At 70.6% G+C, this 20,735-nt stretch carries 18 protein-coding genes and 1 pseudogene; 12 read left to right on the top strand and 7 right to left on the bottom strand.

Annotated elements, in window-relative coordinates; all coding sequences use genetic code 11:
- The first annotated feature begins 62 nt into the window (after positions 1-62).
- Positions 63-1,676, top strand: coding sequence for a long-chain fatty acid--CoA ligase (locus BBK82_RS40325; protein ID WP_065919627.1), 1,614 nt, complete (start codon positions 63-65; stop codon positions 1,674-1,676).
- Here BBK82_RS40325 and BBK82_RS40330 read toward each other — a convergent pair.
- Entirely contained in the window at positions 1,673-3,364 is a 1,692-nt protein-coding gene (locus BBK82_RS40330) for a helix-turn-helix domain-containing protein (protein WP_065921747.1), read from the bottom strand. The genes BBK82_RS40325 and BBK82_RS40330 overlap by 4 nt on opposite strands.
- A gap of 144 nt (positions 3,365-3,508) precedes the next feature.
- Here BBK82_RS40330 and BBK82_RS40335 point away from each other — a divergent pair, with 144 nt between their 5' ends.
- Together BBK82_RS40335 and BBK82_RS40340 are read left to right on the top strand one after the other, a co-directional pair.
- On the top strand, positions 3,509-4,888 hold the full coding sequence (locus BBK82_RS40335) for an MFS transporter (protein ID WP_065919628.1): 1,380 nt from the start codon (positions 3,509-3,511) through the stop codon (positions 4,886-4,888).
- A 13-nt stretch (positions 4,889-4,901) separates the two neighbouring features.
- Positions 4,902-6,524, top strand: coding sequence for a tannase/feruloyl esterase family alpha/beta hydrolase (locus tag BBK82_RS40340; protein ID WP_083268527.1), 1,623 nt, complete (start codon positions 4,902-4,904; stop codon positions 6,522-6,524).
- On the opposite strand, the gene BBK82_RS40345 is transcribed toward BBK82_RS40340, so the two are convergent.
- Positions 6,521-7,408 carry a LysR family transcriptional regulator gene (locus BBK82_RS40345; RefSeq protein ID WP_065919629.1) on the bottom strand — a complete coding sequence of 296 codons (888 nt, stop codon included), beginning with the start codon at positions 7,406-7,408 and terminating at the stop codon, positions 6,521-6,523. The genes BBK82_RS40340 and BBK82_RS40345 overlap by 4 nt on opposite strands.
- Before the next feature lie 83 nt (positions 7,409-7,491).
- Here BBK82_RS40345 and BBK82_RS40350 point away from each other — a divergent pair, with 83 nt between their 5' ends.
- The gene (locus BBK82_RS40350; RefSeq protein ID WP_065921749.1) at positions 7,492-8,712 is read left to right on the top strand and encodes an MFS transporter; all 1,221 of its coding nucleotides are present in this window, start codon (positions 7,492-7,494) and stop codon (positions 8,710-8,712) included.
- Here BBK82_RS40350 and BBK82_RS40355 read toward each other — a convergent pair.
- Entirely contained in the window at positions 8,693-9,349 is a 657-nt protein-coding gene (locus tag BBK82_RS40355) for a YwqG family protein (protein ID WP_154697783.1), read from the bottom strand. The two genes, BBK82_RS40350 and BBK82_RS40355, sit on opposite strands and share 20 nt — an antisense overlap.
- A 70-nt stretch (positions 9,350-9,419) precedes the next feature.
- On the opposite strand from BBK82_RS40355, the gene BBK82_RS40360 reads away from it, so the two are divergent.
- A complete protein-coding gene (locus BBK82_RS40360) occupies positions 9,420-9,896 on the top strand; it encodes a hypothetical protein (RefSeq protein ID WP_154697784.1) in 477 nt (158 codons plus the stop codon).
- A 19-nt stretch (positions 9,897-9,915) separates the two neighbouring features.
- On the opposite strand, the gene BBK82_RS40365 is transcribed toward BBK82_RS40360, so the two are convergent.
- Both BBK82_RS40365 and BBK82_RS40370 read right to left on the bottom strand, forming a co-directional pair.
- Positions 9,916-10,740: a siderophore-interacting protein gene (locus tag BBK82_RS40365; RefSeq protein ID WP_218920485.1), complete on the bottom strand. Its 825-nt coding sequence runs from the start codon at positions 10,738-10,740 to the stop codon at positions 9,916-9,918.
- 32 nt (positions 10,741-10,772) lie between these two features.
- The gene (locus tag BBK82_RS40370) at positions 10,773-11,138 is read right to left on the bottom strand and encodes a MerR family transcriptional regulator (protein WP_065919631.1); all 366 of its coding nucleotides are present in this window, start codon (positions 11,136-11,138) and stop codon (positions 10,773-10,775) included.
- A gap of 54 nt (positions 11,139-11,192) precedes the next feature.
- Between BBK82_RS40370 and BBK82_RS40375 the strand changes: the two genes are divergently transcribed.
- Positions 11,193-12,047, top strand: a complete 855-nt coding sequence (locus BBK82_RS40375) for a polysaccharide deacetylase family protein (protein ID WP_065919632.1) — start codon at positions 11,193-11,195, stop codon at positions 12,045-12,047.
- A gap of 144 nt (positions 12,048-12,191) precedes the next feature.
- On the opposite strand, the gene BBK82_RS40380 is transcribed toward BBK82_RS40375, so the two are convergent.
- Positions 12,192-13,148, bottom strand: a complete 957-nt coding sequence (locus BBK82_RS40380) for a hypothetical protein (protein WP_065919633.1) — start codon at positions 13,146-13,148, stop codon at positions 12,192-12,194.
- 417 nt (positions 13,149-13,565) lie between these two features.
- Between BBK82_RS40380 and BBK82_RS57025 the strand changes: the two are divergent.
- The 3 genes and pseudogenes from BBK82_RS57025 to BBK82_RS55185 all read left to right on the top strand — a co-directional run.
- Positions 13,566-13,625: pseudogene (locus tag BBK82_RS57025) on the top strand (hypothetical protein); the annotation flags it as partial.
- A 367-nt stretch (positions 13,626-13,992) separates the two neighbouring features.
- A complete protein-coding gene (locus tag BBK82_RS55180; protein ID WP_237047843.1) occupies positions 13,993-14,547 on the top strand; it encodes an NB-ARC domain-containing protein in 555 nt (184 codons plus the stop codon).
- The gene (locus tag BBK82_RS55185) at positions 14,430-15,665 is read left to right on the top strand and encodes a tetratricopeptide repeat protein (protein WP_237047844.1); all 1,236 of its coding nucleotides are present in this window, start codon (positions 14,430-14,432) and stop codon (positions 15,663-15,665) included. Before BBK82_RS55180 ends, BBK82_RS55185 begins: the two co-directional genes overlap by 118 nt.
- Before the next feature lie 55 nt (positions 15,666-15,720).
- Here the strand turns inward: BBK82_RS55185 and BBK82_RS40390 are convergent, their stop codons facing one another.
- Complete coding sequence (locus tag BBK82_RS40390; protein WP_154697785.1) at positions 15,721-16,635, bottom strand: helix-turn-helix transcriptional regulator; 915 nt, start codon at positions 16,633-16,635, stop codon at positions 15,721-15,723.
- A gap of 621 nt (positions 16,636-17,256) precedes the next feature.
- Between BBK82_RS40390 and grpE the strand changes: the two genes are divergently transcribed.
- Genes grpE through BBK82_RS40405 form a run of 3 tightly spaced genes read left to right on the top strand, consistent with a single transcriptional unit; the run spans position 17,257 to position 20,709 of the window.
- Positions 17,257-17,859 (top strand): nucleotide exchange factor GrpE, encoded by a 603-nt coding sequence (gene grpE, locus BBK82_RS40395; protein WP_065919635.1) that lies wholly within the window; start codon positions 17,257-17,259, stop codon positions 17,857-17,859.
- Positions 17,852-19,486 carry an Hsp70 family protein gene (locus BBK82_RS40400; protein ID WP_065919636.1) on the top strand — a complete coding sequence of 545 codons (1,635 nt, stop codon included), beginning with the start codon at positions 17,852-17,854 and terminating at the stop codon, positions 19,484-19,486. The genes grpE and BBK82_RS40400 overlap by 8 nt, the downstream gene beginning before the upstream one ends.
- A complete protein-coding gene (locus tag BBK82_RS40405; protein WP_065919637.1) occupies positions 19,486-20,709 on the top strand; it encodes a hypothetical protein in 1,224 nt (407 codons plus the stop codon). The genes BBK82_RS40400 and BBK82_RS40405 overlap by 1 nt, the downstream gene beginning before the upstream one ends.
- Positions 20,710-20,735 lie beyond the last annotated feature (26 nt).

A 20,735-nucleotide genomic window follows, 5' to 3' on the forward strand; every position in this document is an offset into this window, starting at 1 on the left:
GCGGACGAGTGGACGGTTCTGCCCTGCTGCCCGCACCGGACGCGCACTTACGGTGACTGGTCATGGACGGGTTGATGCAGCCACGACCGCTCACCATCGCGCACATCCTGGAGCGGGCCGAGCGGCTCTACGCGCACAAACAGGTCGTCACGGCCGGCGTCGAGCGCGTCACGTACGCCGACGTGGCCGAGCAGACCCGGCGCCTGGCGACCGCGCTCGACTCCCTCGACGTCCCGGCGGGTGCCCGTGTCGCGACGTTCGCGGCCAACACCCGGCGGCACCTGGAGCTCTACCTCGCGGTGCCGGTGACGAAGCGGGTGCTGCACTCGATCAACATCCGGCTCTCCGCCGAGCACCTGGAGTACATCGTCAACCACGCCGAGGACGACGTGGTGTTCGTCGACCGCGCGCTGCTGCCCCGGACCTGGCCGAGCGCCGACCGGATGCCGAAGGTGCGGTACTGGGTCGTGCTGCCCGACGACAGCGGCGCCGAGGTCCCCGCCGATCCCCGCGTCCTGCACTACGACGAGCTGGTCGGCGCGGCCGAACCGTTCGCGGGCTCGTTCGAGGACACGTTCACGCTCGCGGACGAGAACCTGGCCTCCGGGCTCTGCTACACCTCCGGCACGACCGGGCCGCCGAAGGGCGTGGTCTACAGCCACCGCTCGACCGTCCTGCACTGCCTGGGCACGCTCGCGGCCGGGTTCATCGGCCTGTGCGAGAGCGATGTCGTGATGCCGATCGTGCCGATGTTCCACGCCAACGCCTGGGGTCTCCCGTACGGGGCGATGATGACCGGCGCCTCGCTCGTCCTGCCCGGCCCGTCATCAGATCCGGCGCACCTGCTGCGGTTGATGGAGGACCACCGGGTCACCGTCGCCGGTGCCGTGCCGACGGTGTGGACGAGCCTGGCCCCCGAACTGCAGTCGCACGACCTGGGCGCCACCCGGTTCCTGCTCGGCGGCGGTTCGGTGATCGCCCCGGCGCTGTCCGAGACCTACCGCGCCGCCATCGGGGTGCCGATCACGCACTCGTGGGGCATGACCGAGATCAGTCCGGTCGGGACGATCGGCGGCACCCGCACCCAGCACCAGGCGGTGAACGAGGAGAAGCGGGTGGCCGTGCGAGCCGCCCAGGGCCAGCCGCTGCCGCTGGTGAACCTGCGGGTCGCGGACGTCGAGACGGGCGTGGTGCTGCCCCGCGACGGCAAGGCGGTCGGTGAGCTGCAGGTGGCGGGCCCGTGGGTGGCGGGCGGCTACTTCCTGGTGGACGCGGCCGACCGGTTCACCGAGGACGGCTGGCTGCGCACCGGCGACCTCGCCACCATCGACGCCGACGGCTACCTGCGGCTGGTGGACCGGGTGAAGGACCTGATCAAGTCCGGCGGCGAGTGGATCTCGTCGGTCGAGCTGGAGAGCGCCCTGTTCTCGCACCCGGACGTCGTCGAGGTCGCCGTGGTCGCCCGGCCTGATCCGCGCTGGGTGGAACGCCCGGTCGCCTACGTGGTCCTGAGCGAGGGCAGCACCGCCACCGCCGGCGACCTGCTGCGCCACATCACCCCGCTGGTCGCCAAGTGGTGGCTGCCGGACGAGGTCGTCTTCATGGACTCGCTGCCCAAGACGGGCACGGGCAAGTTGTCGAAAACGGCCCTGCGCGACGCGACGAGGATCGCCTAGGCGGTTCTGAGCCGGTGCAGCTGCAGGCCGAACTGCAGCTCCAGGTCGTTCTCGGTGCGCCAGTCCACGCCGAGCACCTCGCTGACCCGGTCCAGCCGCTTGAGCAGCGTGTTCACGTGCACGTGCAACGCGCGCGCCGTCGCGGCAACGTTGGCGCGGTGGCCGTAGTAGACGCTCAAAGTTCCCACGAGGTCGGTACCACGCCGCCGGTCGTAGGCCACGAGCGGGCCGATGGACGCGTCCAGGAACCGGTCGAGCTCGCGGACCCGGTCGGTGTCGAAGATCAACGCGTACAGGGCGTACCTGCCCGTGGTGGCGCCGACGTCGGTGTGCCCGAGCGCGCGCATGACCGAACCGCAGCGGCCGGCCAGCGAGAACGCGCGGGCCCAGTCGTGGTTGGCCGCCCGCTCCCCCACGACCGCGACCGGGCCGCCCAGCGCGCGCCGCAGCCGGCGGTGGACGTCCTGCACGGTCCGGTCGTCGTCGGTGCTGGGCACGATCATCGTGGCCCGGCCGAGGTGTTCGCCCGCCAGGCCGGAGCAAGTCCGCGCGATGTCGTGCAGGTGCCGCACGAGATCGGTCGACGAGGACGCCGGTGAGTCCGCGACGAGGACCAGGTTCAGCCGGTCGGCGTCGATGCCGCGGGTCCTGGTGCGGGTGCGCTGGGAGGGGCTGATGCCGGGGCTGCCGACCATGAGCTCGGTGAGCAGCTCGCCGCTCAGCCGCTCGCTGGCCTCGGCGACGGCCCGTTCCTTGAGGATCAGCAACCCGAGGATGTGCGTGGCGCGTTCGAGCGTGCGCAGGTCCATGTCGTCCGAGACCCGTTGCCCGGCACCGGCTTCCCTGGTCCACGCCAGCGCGCCGAGGTGGCTGTCGCCCGCCTGGATCGGGGCGACGCTGCACGCGACCCCGTTCTCGACCGTCGTCGTGACCCGGCCGGAACGGTTCCCCACGACATCCAGCACCTCGACCTCGCCACCCAGCTGCTCGGCGAGGCGGCGCGCGACGTCGTCCGGTGTGCCGCCTTCCAGCACAACTCCGGTCAGCGCCTCGTGGATCTCCTGGGCGCGTTCGACGACGGTGACGTGCTCCTCGATCTTGCGGTAGGCGACCTGCAGCTCCTGCAAGGCCTTCCGGCTCTTCTCGTACAGGCGGGCGTTGTCGAGCGCCACCGCCGCGTGGTCGGCGAACGCACTGAGCAACGCGATCTCACCCGCGTCGAACGAGCGCTCCGAGCGGTACGCGGCGAACAGCGCGCCCACCACCTCGTCCCTGATCACCAGCGGCACGCCGAGCAGCGCCACGAGGTCCTCGGTGCCGACCAGGCGGTCGAAGCCCGCGTCGTGGTCGATGAGCGTCGAGGCGGCGTAGTTGCGCACCCAGTGCGGGCGCCGGGTGGCCAGCACCTTGCCGCCCAGCCCCACCCCGGACGGGATGGTGGCGCTGAGGAACGCCGCCGAGATCGTGCCCTCCGCCGCCCGCGCCGACAGCCTGCCGTCGGCGACCAGCGAGAGGTAGGTGAAGTCCGTCCCCATCAGGTCGTGGGCGTGCCGGACGATCGACTGCAGCACGTCGTCGAGCCCGCCCAGCGCCGTGAGCGACTTCGCCGTCGCGTACAACGACGCCAGCTCGCGCTGTCGGCGGACGAGGGCGTGCGCCTCGGTGTCGTCACTCGGGTCGATGGCCACGGAGTCATCCTCCCTCACCGGCGGGTGGGCGAAAGGTCCACCGAACCAGCGCGAGGGGTGTGTGATCCAGACCTCAGCCACGTGGTGTCCCCGCCCTAGGCTTGGCCGTCATCACCTGCCGGTTCATCGACGAAGGCGGCATGTATGGCAACCCCTCTGGCCCAGCCCGACGAGCAGTCCGACACCGCTTCGTCCCCCACCCGGCGCCGCGGTTTCCGCAAGCTGCTGACCGTGGGGCTGATCGGCAGCTCGATCGAGTGGTACGACTTCTTCCTCTACGGCACCGCGGCCGCGCTGGTGTTCCCCAAGGTCTTCTTCCCGCAGTCCTCGGCGCTGACCGGGACGCTGCTCGCGTTCAGCACGTTCTGGGCCGGGTTCGTGGCGCGGCCGGTCGGCGGCGTGCTCGCCGGGCACTTCGGTGACAAGTACGGGCGCAAGCCGGTCGTGGTCACGTGCCTCGCGCTGATGGGAGCGGCGACGTTCCTGATCGGCTGCCTGCCGACCGCGTCGGCCGTCGGGCCGCTGGCGCCGATCCTGCTGGTGACGCTGCGGTTCCTGCAGGGGCTCGCGGCAGGTGGCCAGTGGGGCGGGATCATGTTGCTGCTCACCGAGTCCGCGAGCCCGAAACGACGCGGGTTCGCCGGGACGTTCGGTCAGACCAGCGTCTTCGTCGCGGTGATCATCTCGAACCTGATCTTCGTGGCCGCCAGCGGCCTGATGCCGGACGACGCGTTCCTCAGCTGGGGCTGGCGAATTCCGTTCCTGGTCAGCATCGTGATGTTCGCGGTGGTGCTCTACATCCAGTCCAAGGTGGAGGACACCCCGGAGTTCCGCGAGCTGCAGAAGGAAGTCGCACGGCCGGAGCGCGCGGTCGTCAAGGCGCCGCTCGCGACCGTGATCCGCGAGAAGTGGGGCACGATCCTGCTCGCCTGCGGCATCCTGTCGGCCACCAACAGCCTCTTCTACGTCAGCATCGCCGGTCTGTTGAACTACGGCACGACCTCGCTCAAGCTCGACCGCGACGGTGTGCTCGCCGTGGTGCTGCTCGGCTCCGTGGCCATGCTCGCGGTCCTGCCGTGGGCCGGGCACGTGTCCGACCGGATCGGCCGCCGGCCGTTGATCCTCATCGGCGGCCTGGGCGTCGCGGTGTGGGGCTTCCCGTACTTCGGGCTCGTCAACACCGCGTCGCTGCCGCTGATCTTCGTCGCCGTGGTCGTCGGCTTCACGTTCCAGTGCCTCACCTACGGCCCGATCGCGAGCTTCCTCGGCGAGCTGTTCGCTCCCAACGTCCGCTACTCCGGCGCGTCGCTGTCCTACCAGCTCTCCGCGATCATCATCAGCGGTGGCACGCCGTTCCTGATGACCGCGTTGATCGCGGAGACCGGCAGCACGATCCCGGTCGCCGCCTACATCACGCTCATGGGGCTGATCACGTTCGTCAGCGCGTGGTTCCTGCCGGAGACGAACCCGGCCGAGGTCCGCGCGGATCCGCAGGCCGTTCCCGGCACCCACCTCTACCGCTGACAGGAGGCCGCAGATGAAGTCACGCAGACTCGCCCTGGTCGCGATCCTGTTGCCGGGCCTGACCTTCCGCGCCGCCACACCCGCCGACGCGTCCGCTCCCGCCTGCGCTGAGCTGAACCACCTGAAGATCCCCGCCTCGGTGATCAGCCTGCCGACGCGCGGTGGTGTCGTCACGGCGGCCGCGGTCACCTCGGCTGTCGTCAGTGGACAGACGGTCGAGTACTGCCAGGTCGACGCGGACCTGTATCCGGTCGACCGGTCGGCGCCCTCGATCAAGACGCGGGTGGCGTTGCCGGAGGGCTGGAACCGCAAGGCGTTGATGTTCGGTGGTGGCGGGTACAACGGAACCATCCCGGCGCTGACGGGAAACGTGCCGTTCGCCGCCGCGGACGCGTTGGCGCCGTTGGCCCGCCGGTACGTGACGTTCGCCAGCGACTCGGGGCACCAGCAGGGCGCGGGTGCCGTGCCGTCGCTGGACGGGTCGTTCGGCGCCAACGACGAGGCGCTGCGGAACTTCGCCGCCGGTGACGCGCTGAAGAAGACGCACGACGCGAGCCTGTTCCTCGTCCGGCGCGTTTATGGGCGCAACCCGGCTGAGACCTACTTCGCCGGTGGCTCGACCGGTGGCCGGGAAGCCCTCGTGGTGGCCCAGCGGTGGCCGCGCACGTTCGACGGCGTGATCTCGGCGTACCCGGCGTGGAACAACCTCGCCGAGGCGCTGTACCTCGGGCACCTGACGCAGGTCCTGGCCAAGCCGGGGGCGTTTCCTCCGCCGGTCAAGCAGTCCTTGTTGTACGACAGCGCTGTTGCTGCCTGTGACGGTCTGGACGGCGTGGTGGACGGGGTCGTCTCCAACGAGCGGGGCTGCCGCTTCGACCCGCGCGTGCTGCGGTGTCCCGACGGTGCCGACACCGGTCCCGGTTGCCTGTCAGACGCCCAGATCGGTGCTGTGACGGCGATGTCGACGCCGTTCCGGTGGCCGTACCGGGTCGCCAGCGGGGAGACCGAGTACCCCGGCTTCCCGTTCCTGTCGGGCGGGGACATGCGGACGCCGTTCCTCGGGTTCGGCACGACCCCGCCGGCCAACCCGATGCCGGCCACCAGCGGCTACGGGATGCAGTACTGGGACCAGTGGGTGAAGCACTTCCTGACCCGCGACCCGTCGTACAACCCGCTCGCCCTCGACCCGCGGCGGCCGGGCAGGTGGCTCGACCGGATCAGCCACCTGTCGACGATTCAGGACCGCAACAACGTCGACCTGAGCCCGTTCGCACGCTCCGGCGGCAAGCTCCTGCTGTTGCACGGCGCGGCGGACGAGCTGGTGTCGCACCGCTCGACGAACGAGTACTACGACCGGGTGCGCTCCCTGCTGGGTCCGGGGCTGACCGAGGAGTTCCTCCGGTACTACCTCGTTCCCGGCGCCAACCACGCGAACTTCGGCGCGCCGGCGTTCGCCGCCGGGTGGGACTCGCTGACCGCGCTCGAACGCTGGGTCGAAAGTGGACGGTCGCCTCACAAACCGGTCGTGACCGACCTGACCCACGACCGGACCCGTCCGCTGTGCGAGTACCCGACCTGGCCCCGGTACCGCGCCGGCGACCCGGACGACGCTTCGAGCTTCGCCTGCACGCGTTAGTCCCGGAAGATCTCGTGCACGACGGCGATCAGCGCCCTGGCCGCGGCGGTCGGGGCGCGGTCGGCCGGCCGGGCCAGCCCGATCGGCCAGCACAGGTCGGCGCCGGTCACCTTGAGCGTGGACACGCCCTGTGCGTCGCCGAGGATGTAGCTGGGCAGCAACGCGATGCCGAGGCCGTGCCGCACGTAGTCGACACCGGTGAAGATGTCCGACATCTCCAGGGTGACCCGGCGCGGCACGGCCGCGGCGGCGAACGCCCGGTCGGCCACGGCCCGGTTGCCGTAGCCCAGCGGTGAGTCGATGAAGTCCAGCCCGGCGAGGTCGGAGATCGGGACCTCGTCCTCCGCCGCGAGCGGGTGGTCGAGCGGGACCACCAGGTCCATCACCGAGTGGGCGAGCTCGTCGAGGACGATCCCGTCCGGCACCGGGCCCGGCAGCGACACGAAGGAGAGGTCGAGCCTGCGGTCCAGAAGCTGCTCGACCAGCCCCTGCGAGCCGCCGGTCGCCGCTCTCGTGCGCACCAGCACGCCGGGGTGCCTGCGGTGGAACTCACCCAGCAGCGCCGGCAGGTCGATCAGGGTCATCGCGGTCAGCGTGCCGATCCGGACCGAGCCGGTGACCACGCCCTCGACCTGCGCCACGGCGTTCCTGGCCTCGGTCGCGGCGTCCAGCACGGCCTGCGCCTTGGGCAGCAACGCCGCACCGGCGTCGGTCAGCAGCACCCGCTTGGAGTTGCGGTCGAGCAGCACCGCTCCGAGCTCGCGTTCGAGGGTCTTGATCGCCGCCGACACCGCCGACTGCACCACGTGCACGCGCGCCGCCGCGCGGGTGAAGTTCCCCTCCTCCGCAACCGCCACGAAGTACTCCAGCTGGCGCAGGTCCACACCAGCGAGTATCTCAGAAAGTGATGATCACGAGCATTTTCTTTCGTTGGACGTGATGGTTGCGTGGGCGCAAGCTCGAACGCATGACGCTCACCCTCCCCCGACCGACCACCGGCCTGCGCCACGGCACCGGTTTCTGGGTCGTCGCGGGCACCTTCCTCACCGCGATGGCCTATTCCACCGTGCCGTCGCCGCTGTTCCCGCTCTACATGGCCCGCGAGGGTTTCTCGACGTTCGCCGTGACCGTCGTCTTCGCCGCGTTCGCGATCGGCGTGGTGATCAGCCTCGTGCTGGCCGGTCACGTCTCGGACTGGGCCGGCCGCAAGACGATCCTCCTCCCCGCACTCGGCCTGGAGCTCGTCTCCGCCGTGCTGTTCCTGAGCAGCACCGCCCTCCCGGTCCTGGTCATCGCCCGCGTCGTCAACGGCCTGGGGGTCGGCATGATCGCCGCCACCGCCACGGCCTACCTCGCCGACCTGCACACCCGCCACCGCCCGGACGCCTCCCCGCACCGCTTCGAGGTCGTCTCGACCGCCGCGAACATCGGCGGCCTCGGCGTCGGCGCCCTGGTCGCCGGAGTCCTCGCCCAGTACGTCGGCGCCCCCCTGCGCACGCCCTACGCGGTGCTCGCCGTGCTCCTCGTGATCAGCATCGTGCTCGTGGCCCTGACCCCGGAAACCGTCACCCGGCGCCCGGTCCCCTACCGCCCACAGCGGATCAGCACCGACCACGGTCCCGGCTACCTCGTCGCCTGCCTGGGCGCGTTCGCCTCGTTCGCGGTCTTCGGCGTCTTCACCTCGGTCTCCCCCGGCTTCGTGGCGGGCGAACTGCACCACCCGTCCCGCACCCTGGCCGGCGTGGTGGTGTTCACCGTGTTCGGTGGCGCCGCGCTGGCCCAGACCGTGACGTCAGGCCTGTCGCTGGGCACGCGCCGGGCGCTCGGCCTCGGCGCGCAGGCGCTCGGCGTTCTTCTCGTGGTCGCCGGGATGTACCTGACGAGCTTCCCGGCGTTCCTGGTGGGCGGCGCGGTCGCCGGGGTGGGCGCGGGCGTGCAGTTCAAGGCGTCGGTCGGAGCGGTGGCGTCGATGGCCGCGCCTGCGCGTCGTGGTGAGGCGCTGGCCGGGCTGTTCCTGATCGCCTACCTCGGGATGATCGCGGCGTCGTTGTCGATCGGGCTGGCGACCCGGTACCTGGCGCCGACGACGGTGATGGCGTGGTTCGCGGTGGTGCTGCTGGTGCTGTCGGGCGCGGTCGCGGCGATGGGATCAGCGAACACCAGGGTCGTCAGTCGACGTGCACGGTGACCGGGTGCCGGACGTCCTGCGGGCAGGTGAACACGTTGAGGTTCCCCTCCCGCCCGAACACCCACTCGACGTCGTCGCCCGACGGTTCGTGCGTCGCCAGCGACAACGTCTGCCGCTGGACCGCACCGCAGTCCGTACACCGGAACTCCACCGGCTCGCTCTGCCACCAGGCGGTCCAGCCGCCGATCTTGGTGCCACCGGAGACCTTGTCCGGGTGCTCGGCGTACCTGATGGGCTCCAGCACGTTGACCGTCGGGACGTAGAGCTCCTCCTGCACCGCGGGCTCCGGCTCCTCCTCGATCAGCTCGACCACCGTCGTGGAGTCGCGCCACACGAGCCGCACGTCCGGCCCGTAGGCGTGCGGCAGCTCGTGGTACACGGTGCAGAGGAACACCTGGAGCACGTCGGTGCCGTCGGGGAACGGCAGCTCCGGGAAGTCGCGCCGGTACAGCTGCACCGCGCCGACGAACGGCAGCTCGCCGGGCGCGCCGTCGTGGGTGGTGCCGTCGCACACCGGCCAGGGCTCGTCGATCGGCCACAGCACCGGGCCGCCGATGTGGCTGTCGGCGTCCGTCGGGTCGCCTTCCAGCGGGTTCAGCAGCACAGCGGGACGCGCGTGCTCATCCTTGATCGACACAACCGGCAGGCTAGCGGCCGCGCGTGCCGGGCGGGGTAACAACAGCGCGGCCTGCACCGACTCCGCAGGCATGAGGTTCTTGATCACACCCGCGCTGCTCGCCGTCCTGCTGGCGGGCTGCTCGTCGGAGATCACCGGGTCCGGGTCCGGTTCGAGCACCGTCACGCCCACCTCCGAGGCGACCGAGCAGACCAGTGAGCAGCCGACGCCGACCATCACCTCGACCGGTGGCGTCACCGCGCTCAACGGGGTGCCCGTCGAGCACTACGCGGCCATGCCCTCGCAGTACTGCGACCAGCCCTTCGTCGGCGCGCTCGGCAAGCCGATGCTGGCCGTCGTGGTCGAGACCCCCTCGGGGCGGCTGAACTGCGACCAGGCGGGAGCCGTGCTGTTCGACTACTACGCCGAACGCCGTGAGCCCAAGACCGGTCTGCCGCCCGTGCAGATCGGGACGATGTCGTGCAACCAGGTCGCCGAGGGCATGATGCCCCAGGTCATGTGCGCCGACGCGGAGAACGTCATCTACTCGATGTGGCCCCAAACCTGACTCGCCGCACCTGACCGGGTCACTCCCGCGCCGCGCCCACCCGCCAGTAGCCGCTGAACATGATCGCCTTGCGGTCGACGCCCCGGTCCTTCGTCAGGTGCCGCCGCACGCCGGTCGCCAGTCCCGACTCACCGCACGCCCACGCGTAGTCCACAGAGGACGGCGCAGCCTCCTGGATCGCCGCCAGGACAGCGGTTCCCGGCGGCTGCTCGCCGCGGAACACCCACCGGACCTCACCGGGCAGCGGCACCTGGAACGACTCGTCGGGCACCTCGACGAACACGTGCACGGACCGTTGCCCGGCCTCCAGGATCGCGGCCAGGGCGGGCAGCGCCGTCTCGTCGGCGGCGAGCAGGACCGTGTCACCGACCGGCCGGTACGCCGAGCCGCCCGCGCGGAAGCCCGCCGTGCTCCCGACCTCGGCCCGGCGGGCCCAGCGCGTGCCGGGCCCCGCGTCGCCGTGCACCACGAAGTCGACGTCGATCTCGCCGGCCTTGGGCCGGTGCGCGCGGACCGTGTACCAGCGCAGGTCGGGGCGGACGTCCTCGGGCATGTTCCGCAGCGAGGTGCGGACGTTGATCCGGTCGTCCGGAGGCATGACGAGCTCGCGGTCTTCGGCCATGAGCAGGCCGAAGTACTCGTCGGGGCCCGTCACCGCGTACGACCCGAACTCGGGCGCGTGGAACGTGATCCGGCGCATGTGCGGGGTCAGCTCGGCCACGGCGCTGACGGTCATGACGAACTGCTCGAAGACATCGCGGCGGTTCGCCGGGGCCATCATCATCTCGGCGACCTTGGTGGCGGCCTTGAGCCCGATGCGTTCGAGTGCGGAGTAGCGCGGCATGCCGAGCACCCTACATTTTTGGTTAGGCTTACCTAAGCCCTTCGCTCGCGAGCGGCCTCGATCACCTCGTCCAGCACGCCGCGGGTGGTGCGCAGGTCGGCCATCATCCGGTCGATCCGCGCGCGTTCGTCCTCCAGCTCGGCGACCAGCCGCGGTGTCGCGATCTCGGACGGACCACCGTCGGCGTCGCGCAGGCAGGGCAGCATCCGCGCGATCTTCTTGCTGTGCAGCCCGGCCGCGAACAGCTCCTGGATCCGGATGACCCGCTCCACCGCGCTCTCCTGGTACTCGCGATGCCCACCGGACGTCCGCGTCGACACCAACAGCCCCTGCTGCTCGTAATAGCGCAACGACCGCTCGCTCACGCCGGTGCGTTGCGCCAGCTCACCGATGCGCATCTCAGGCCCCCAAGGCTTGAATCTGACACTGATGTCAACTTCTACCTTGTCGGCATGACGCACAACAAGCTCTACGACTACTCGCCGATCATCGACCGCCCACCGCTGACCTGGCCCAACGGCGCGCGCGTCGCGGTCTACGCCGGTCTCAACGTCGAACACTTCCTGCTCGGCGCGCCCTCGACCAGCATCTGGCCGGGCACCGCCGACCTCACCCCCGACCCGCTCAACCACGGCTGGCGCGACTACGGCCCCCGCGTCGGCATCTGGCGCACGATCGACGCCCTCGACCGCCACGGCCTGCGCGCCAGCGCACTGCTCAACTCCACAGCGGCACAGCAGTACCCGCGGATCATCGAGGCCGGAGTGGAACGCGACTGGGCGTGGCTCGCGCACGGCGAGACGAACTCCAAGCTGCACACGGGTTTGGCGCGGGACGAGGAACGCGAGGCGCTCGCCGGCATCGTCGGCACCATCGAGCAGGCGACGGGCACCCGGCCACGCGGCTGGATGGGCCCCGGCCTCACCGAGACCCACCACACCCCGGAGCTGCTCGCCGAGCTCGGCCTGAGCTACGTGCTCGACTGGACCGCCGACGACCAGCCGTTCCGGCTGAACGTGCCGGGCATGATCAGCGTGCCGTACTCGGTGGAGCTCAACGACCTGATGCTGCTCGACCGCTCCGGCCCCGACTTCGTGCGGATGGTCGCGGACCAGTACGAGGTGCTGCACGCGGAGGGCGGCCGGGTGCTCGCACTGGCGCTGCACCCGTTCGTCACCGGCCAGGCGTTCCGGCACAAGTACCTCGACCAGGCCCTCGGCCACCTCGCCGCCGCACCCGACGTGTGGCTCACGACCAGCGACGACATCGCCGAGCACTACCTGAGGACGCAGGTGGGGCGTATTTAGGGGACCGTCGCTGTTCGGGGTGTGGCACCACCGGGCGGGCCGGGTCATACGGGCGTGCGTAGACCGCGAGCACGTCCTCGCTTGGGCTGGGAGGCCATGACACCAGCCTCCCAGCCGGTACCACGACTAAGCAGCGACACGCTTTTAGTGCGCCCAGCCGAGGCCGTACGACAGGTGCGCCTCGAGGTCGGTGAACGTGGCCCGCACGTCACCGAAGCGGTCCACCGCCACCGGCTGCCGGCCGTGCGGGTCATCCAGTTGCAGCGGTGACAGGCCGGCCACGCGCCACAGCGCCGCGGGCCGCCCGCCCTCGGGAAACCTGACGTGCAGGTCGAACCACTCGCACCGGTGCCGCGGTGTGCACATGTAGAGCGGCTGCAGCGCGCGTTCGGCGGGCAGCGAGATCCGAATGGCGTACTCGTGCTTGTCGCCGCACTGCAGCGGACGCGGCAACCGCAGCAGGAAAGCGACCCTGTTCACGCCTTTCTGCGCGCTCCCGGAAAGCTTTCCGCCGTAGAACAGATCGACGCCCATGTGTTCCAGCGGAGAACTCGACTGCCATCCCTCCAAGGGCGTGAGCGTCATTTCCAGGTCCAGTTCGGTCACGTCGTTGTGCAGCGCCTCGATCTGGCGGATTTCCAGTACTTCCGGCACGGTGAGGTCGAAGTTCAAGAACACCTGCAACCTGGTGATGCGCCACGAGGCACCGCCCGGCCGGCCCGGCTTCCACCGGGCGGCGAGTTCAGCGAGAGGTTTCATGGCGGCGTCGATGTGCCGCGTGACCGTCCGCTCCGTGATGCCTTCCGCTTGTGCGAACGCCGCGACGCGCGCCAGGAACCTGCCGGTTTGCCGCCCGGAATTCCGGTTCACGGAGAATGCCATCACCATCATCGGCCGAACGCGGTCCGGTAGTTGGTCGACGAGGTCGCGCAGCGTGGCGGTCAGCTTGGCCCGCAGCTGGTCGGATCCGTCGTCCGCGGTCGCCCCGCACAGGTCGCGCAGGGCCGGTCCGACCTGGTGGACGAGGTCGGTGGCACCCAGGGCGTAGCCCTTGCGCAACACCTTCAGCTCCTCGAGGAACTGACTGGCCGGCGCATTCATCGGTCCTCCCTGTTCCAGCGTGCGCCGAGTGTAGCGACTGTTTCCTCGTTTCCAGTGCATTCAGGAAACGGTCAACCCGTTCCCAGCACCACGACGTGCGGTGCATCGTGGAGACGTCCGGAAGAGCGATCCGGAATCCCGAATGACGACCGACCGCCGACTCGGCGGCGCGCTGATCCGCGCGTTTTCCAGGATGAGGAGGTGAACGGCATGCACACGCACGTCGTGATTCTGTTCCCCGGCACGCTGCTGGGCTGATTCAAGCCGGCTCCGGTGCGCGCCTCGGTGAAAGCGCCACCCGGAGCCCTACCCACGGCCACCGCCGTGCCGGACGATAACAGCATGGACGGAAAAGCCGCTGAATTCGGTCCGGAACTGCGCAGGCGCCGTGAGGCCGCAGGGCTGTCCCTCATCAGGATGGCAGCGCTGATGCACTACAGCAAATCGCAGGTCAGCAAGGTCGAAAGCGGCAAGGTGCCGCCGACACCGGAGTTCGCGCTGGCGTGCGACCAGGTGCTGGACGCGGACGGCGAGCTCGCGGGGCTGGCGGCGGCACGGCCGAAGCGCACCGCCGCGGCTTTTGTCGGGCTCCCGCCTGCGACCAGGCACTTCACCGGACGCCGCAACGAGGTCGCTCGGCTCGGACGGGTGCTGCTGGAGGACTCGGGGTGCACGACCGCGGTGATCACCGGAATGCCGGGCGCGGGCAAGACCGCGCTTGCGCTGCGGGTGGCCTGGGACACGCAACCGGCGTTCTCCGACGGCAGCTTGTTCCTCGACCTGCGGGCACACCCCGCAGGCGGCTCCGACCGCGACCGAGGACGCGCTGGACGCCCTCCTGCGCATGCTGGGCGTCAGCGGCGCGGAGATACCGCACGACCTCGACGGCCGGGCCAACCTGTACCGCAGCCGGCTGCGCGGGCGGCGGATGCTGCTGGTCCTCGACAATGTGGCCACGGCGGCGCAGGTGCAACCGCTCCTCCCCGCCGAACCCCGCTGCCGGGTGCTGGTCACCAGCCGCAACCGCCTCGACGCGCTCGACGACGCCGACCACGTGCGCCTGCGGGAGCTGCCCGCCGCCGAGGCGGTGCGGCTGTTCCAGCGGCTGGCCGGTGCGGACGACGAGGAAGCCGTGGTCGGGCGCGTGGTCGACCTGTGCGGCCGGTTGCCGCTCGCGGTGCGGATCGCGCGGCCAGGCGGCGCGGTGGCGCGCTGCTCTCGATCGGCGAGCTCGAGCGGGCACTCGCCCGGCTCGTCGCGCTCGACGACGGGGAGCGGAGCGTGGTGTCGGCGTTCGCGCTGTCGGTGCAGGGTCTGCCCGCCGAGCACCGCCGAACGCTGGCGCTACTGGGCCTGCACCCCGGCACGGACGTCGGCGTGCCCGCGGTGGGCGCGCTGACGGGGCACGACCCGGCGGCGGTCGGCGAACTGGTGCGCCGGCTCGACCACACGAACCTCGTGACCTGTCTGCCCGAGAACCGGGTGCGGCTGCACGACCTGGTGCGGCAGTACCTCATCGAACACCTGCTACCGGAGGTTGCCTTGACCGACCAGGACACCGCGCTGCTGAACCTGCTCACGCACTACGTCGACCGGGTTCGCTCGAGCGACGAGCTCATCGCTCCGCACCGCTACCACCCCGACGAGCTCGGCGGGGGTTCCGGGCAGTTCGCGACCCGCGAGGAGGCGATGGGCTGGCTCGACACCGAGTGGCAGGCGCTGACGTCGTTGTGCGGCACCGCGGCCGCCCGTTTCCCCGACCTGTGCTGGCGGCTCGCCTACTACCTGCGCGACTACTTCTTCCTGGTCAAGCTCTGGGACCCGTGGATCACCAGCCACGAGCAGGTGCTCGCCGCCGTGCGGACGAGCGGCGACCGGTACGCCGAGGCGATCACGCTCAACAACCTCGGCATCGCGCACGCCGACCGGGGCGACCTGCCGCTCGCCCGCCAGTGCTACGAAGCGGCGCTGGAGGCGTTCCGCGAGCTCGACGACCGGCACGGCGCGGTGAGCGCGCGCTCGAACCTCGCGTGGACCGACCTCTACCTGGGCGCGCCGGAGGCCGCGGTGCGCGGTCTCGGCGAGGCGCTGCAGGAGTACCGCTCGTCCGGCGAACACCGCAACGCCGCGATCACGTTGCGGGGCATCGCACTGGCCGAGGTCGAGCTGGGCCGCACCGACTCCGCGCTCGCGCACCTGGGCTCCGCACTCGACGTCTTCCTCGACCTGGGGCTGCCCCTGGACGTGGCCATGACGCTGAACGGCAAGGGCTGGGTGTGCTTCCGCGCGGGCAGGCACGCGGAGGCCGAACGGCACTACCTCGCCGCGGTGGCGTCGAGCGAGGCGTGCGGCAGCGGCTACGAGGCCGCACGGGCCCGGCTCGGCCTGGGCAACGTCGCCGCCGCGGCCGGTGACCGTGAGCGGGCGCGTGAGCTGTGGCGGCAGGCGGACGCCTTCGAGGGGACGCTGAAACCCTTGATGGTCGGAGAGGCGCGGGCGCGTGCGGCTGCCGACTAGTGGTGCGGCGTGCGACGTCACCGCGGCGGTCAGCCGGACGGGGCCCGGCCGCGGTTCAGATCCAGCCGCGCTTGGCCGCCGCCACCCCGGCCGCGAACCGGCTGTTCACACCCAGGACCTGGTAGATCGCCTTGACGTGGCGGCGCACCGTGGTGGTGCTCAGCGCGAGCTTGCGGGCGATCGCGGCGTCGTCACCCGCGAACATCAGCCGGAGCACCGTGCGCTGGGCCGGGGTCAGGGCGGGCTCGTCACCGCCGCCCGGTGCGATCGTGGCGGCGTCGGCCCACATCAGGTCGAACCACTCGGCGAGCACCGACACGATCGACGGCGTCTGCACCAGGTAGCCGGTCGAGCGGGCGCCGGAGATCAGTGCCACCTCGTCGTCGACGTGCAGCATCTTCATCGGGATGTCGCGGCGCAGCCTGACCTGTCTACCCGACGCGGCGGAGTCCTCGATGATCCGGGCGCCGGCCGGGGTGGCGACGCACGTCACGGGGTAGATGATCCGGAAACGCGCGGCACGCGCCTGTCCCCGCACCTCGTTGATGATGCCGGGGCCGTCGCCGGTCTCGGTGCCGCGCACGTGCTGCTTGGCGGACGGGTACAGCTCCGCGGTGCGGGCGGCCACCTCGTCGAAGCTCTCCAGCGGGACCACGCCCTCGCACACGCGGCCGCCGAGATCACGCGGTAACAGCGAGGTGAGGCGGGTCCAGCCGTCGAGGACGCGGCGCTGCTGCTCCAGCAGCTCGTGCTGCCTGCGCTCCAGCAGCAGGCGCAGCGCGGCGGCCTGGTCGACGGGTCGCAGGGTGGCGCCGGAGGACGAGTACACGGCGAGGCCGAGGTCGAGCAGCTCCGCAGCGGCCGGTGCCCTGGTGTCGGCCGGTGCGTGACCACTGGCGAGCATGCGCAGGAACAACGCCTCCGCGTCCTGGCTGACCAGACCGGCCAGCGGGCGGCTTCGATCCGGCACGTCCATCACGGAACATCCCTCTCATCACGGTTCCGGCCAGCGCGGCGGCAACTCTACGTGACCGCCACGACGCGCGGGGCCGGAACGGCGGAACTCTCCGACACGAATCCCGTCCGTGCTTCGCCCATCGACGGGAATCCGTTACCAGCCTTCCGTCGTCTGATGCGGAAACTCCGCGAAGTGCCGTTGTTGTCAACTTTTTGTCGTCTTTTCCGGGACCTGCCACCTCAGTGGCGGATCAGCACCTCCTGAAGGATCCCGGCTGGTACGACCGGGCCAACTCACGTTGCTCCCAGTCGACCGCACAGCACGAGGAGATTGTGCTCACGCACGCGTAGCACAGCGGCACGAACGCAGTCGATGACAACTTGTCGTCGATGACAGCAAGTGGCCGGAGCACCCCGGAGCTGCATCGATCGGGCTAAGAATTGACGCCGAAATCCGGGTAACGCGCCGCGCGGCAGGCACGAACAAAGCAGTACCCGGAACGCGGTTAATCAAGGGGTTGGTGGCGTGCAGGACGCGTCCGAAGGACTCGTTTCCGTACGGGACGAAGAGTCCGAAGAGCAGACGGAGACGGAAAATGCCCAGGTGGGGGAATCAATAGCCGAAGACGGTGATGTGGCGTCAAACGATGACACTGAGCAATCAGGCCGACCGGACGACCGGCTGGCCGAACTGGTCGCGATCACCGGTGAGCTCGTCGAGCAGACCCGTGCCCACCACGTCCGCGCGGCCGCCCGCGAGAAGGTGATCGACAACCTCCACGAGGAGGTGCAGCGGCTGCGCGTCGGCGAGCAGGCCCTGTTGTTGAGACCGCTCGTCGTGGACCTCCAGACGCTGCGCAACGACCTGCTGCGGCAGGCGCGCACGGTGCCGGAGCAGCTGTCCGCACGGCAGGCGGCGGACCTGCTCGAGTCGTTCGCGCTGAGCGTCGAGCAGACGCTCGAGCGGTGCGGTTGCACGCCGGTGCGGCCGGAACCGGGAACGCCGTTCTCCGCCCGTGACCACCGCGCGGTGAAGGTCGTCGCGGCAGCGAGCGCCGAGGAGGACTCGACGATCGCCGAGGTCGTGGCGGACGGCTACCACGACGCGAACCTCGGCCGCGTCACCAGCCCGGCGCGCGTGCACGTGCGCAAGTGGCCGGGAGCGGCGGCGGAAGACCCACCGGAACGTGCCGGGAACGGCGCGACGCAACAGGAGAAGGGCGAAGAAGGTGTCTGACGACGGCTTCCGCGTGTACGGGATCGACCTGGGCACGACGTACTCGGCGATCGCCTACGTCGACGAGGTCGGCAAGCCGGCCGTGTGCCGCAACACCGACAGCGTGGAGACCACGCCGTCGGTGGTGTTCTTCGAGAACGCCGACAACGTCGTGGTCGGTTCGGTGGCCAAGAACTCCGTGGTGACGCACGGAGATCGGGTCGTGTCGCTGATCAAGCGGCAGATGGGCACGAAGGCGACCTACGAGTTCGACGGCAAGACCCACACCCCGGAGTCGATCTCCTCGCTGATCCTGCGCCAGCTCGCGCAGGACGCGGCCGACCTGCACGGCTCCCCCGCCAGCAAGGCGGTGATCACCGTGCCCGCGTACTTCGGCATGCTGGAGCGCGACGCCACCAGGACCGCGGGCGTGCTTGCCGGTCTCGACGTGATCGGCATCGTGCCGGAGCCGGTCGCCGCGGCACTGCACTACGAGGCGACGACCGGCGCGTCGGACAAGACGATCCTCGTCTACGACCTCGGCGGCGGCACGTTCGACACGACCGTCATCTCGGTGTCGGCCGACGAGATCGAGGTGCTGTGCACCGACGGCCACGACCACCTCGGCGGTGCCGACTGGGACGCCCGGCTGCACCGGCACCTCATGGACGCGTTCCGGGAGCACGTCCCGCCGGACGTCGACCCGGAGGACGACGAGGAGTTCCTGCAGACGCTCGCCAGGATCGCGGAGGACACCAAGAAGCAGCTGTCCAAAGTGGAGTCACGGCCGGTTCCGCTGCGCGGAGCCGGGGTGAGCGCACGCGTCGAGGTCACCCGCGCCGAGTTCGAACGGCTGACCGAGGACCTGCTCGCCAACACGGTCGAGATCGTGCGCCGCACGCTGGACACGTTGCAGCAGAAGGCACCGGGCCGCAAGATCGACGAGGTGCTGCTCGTCGGCGGCTCGACGAAGATGCCGGCCGTCGCGGCCCGGCTGCGCGAGGAGTTCGGCTGGGACCCCAAGCTGCACGACCCCGACCTCGCGGTCGCGAAGGGTGCCGCGCTCTACGCGCTCGGCCGGGTGGTGCACCGGGAGGCCGAGCACAAGGGCGTCGAGGCCGCCGTCGAGACGATCGCGACGCAGACCGGCATCTCGACGCAGAAGCTGCGCACCATCGCCAACAAGGAGACGCGCAACGTCCTGCCGAAGGCGTTCGGCGTGAAGTTCGTCGACACCGACGACCCGGACTGGCGCTCCAAACCGACCAAGCACTACGTCGCGCACCTGGTGCACGCCAACGACTCGCTGCCCGCGAGGGGTGAGGTCACCGCGGAGACGCTCTACGACGGCCAGACCGCGGTGGAGATCGAGCTCTACGAGCAGTCCGGTGTGGTCGCCGGTCGCGAGATGGAGGAGAACAAGCACCTCAACGACGGCGCGGGCGCCATCGAAGGGTTGCCGTCGCTGCCGGCCGGGTCGCCCGTCGAGATCAAGATGGACGTGGACAACGAAGGCCTGCTCCAGGTGCACGCCAAGGAGGTCTCCACCGGGAAGGACCTGCTGATCAAGGTCCGGGTGAGCGTGCTCAGCACGGAGGAGGTCGAGGAGGCGGCCAAGGTCGTCGCGGGCCTGACGGTGTCGAGCTGATGGCCGCACTGGACCCGAAGGCCTACGAGGAGGCCGTCGTCAAGCCGCTGAAGCGGCGGTCCGCCGGTGCGCTGCCCGACGACCTCGTCTCCCGCTACGCCGTCGACCTGTCGATGTCGGACGCGGACGTCGTGCGGCGCCTCGCCGAGATCAGGTCGACCTGGAACAAGGGCGCGCTGGCGCAGAACAAGCCCACCTCGGTGAAGAGCGTCTACAAGGCGTTCCTGCGTGCGGACGAGGCACTGCAGCGCGAGCACGGCGCGGCCCTCGGCCGGATCGACTGGTGGCGGCAGCACGCCGCCTCGCGGAAGGGTTCGCGCACCGCCCAGATCGACGAGCTCGCGCAGACGCTGCGGACCGGGTTCGGTGACCTCGGCCTGGTGTCGAAGGGACAGCTGAAGGCGTTGCTGGACGCGGAGTTCGCGTCGCTGGCGCCCGACGAGGTCGCCCAGGCGCTGGCCGCGGCAACGGTCAGCGAGGTCGACCCGATCGGTCTGCCGCAGAGCAGCGGCCTGCCCGACGTGCAGTACCGCGAGCTCGAACGGGGCCTGCTCGACGCGGACCTGAGCAGCGTGCCCGAGCTCGTGCACGGGCCGCTGAAGTCGTTCACCGTGCTGCGCGACTTCACGAGCGACCCGCCAGCCCGGGGCGGCCTGACCGCCACGGCGGTCGCGGCCGCCGTGGACCGGGAGAACCGCAGGTCGGGCAACCAGGCGGCGCGCCAGGCGTTGAACATCCTGTCGACGGCCGCGCGCAACCAGGTCGACCTGCGCGAGCTCGCGTTGTTCCACCTGCTGGAGGACGTGCGGTCGCACCACCGCAACGGTGTGCCGACCGTGGCGCTGCTCAAGCGCCTCACCGCCAAGGGACTCGCCCGCGACGACGCCCGGCAGGCCGTCTTCAGCGTGCTCAACGAGTCCGCGCGGGCTCCGGTCACCGGGCTGGCCGCGGTGAAGGCGCTGCTGGAGGAGGGCAGGCTGGTCGCCGCGCAGCAGATGCTCGGCACCATCACCGGCTCCGAGGACGCCACCGCCGCGCGCGCCCTCGTGGACCAGCAGGTCGCGCAGACGCGCAAGAACCGGACGGACGCGCTCGCGGCGCTGCGCCGCGGTGACGAAGACGAGGCACGACACCAGCTCCGGCAGGCGGTCGCGCTCGCGTCCGACGACGCGGAGCTGGCCGCCGAGCTCGGCCGCATCCCGCTGCGCCGCCGCTGCAGCTGACCCGCACCCGGTCTCGGTGTGCGGTT

The organism is Lentzea guizhouensis (genome assembly GCF_001701025.1).
GTDB classification, from domain to species: domain Bacteria; phylum Actinomycetota; class Actinomycetes; order Mycobacteriales; family Pseudonocardiaceae; genus Lentzea; species Lentzea guizhouensis.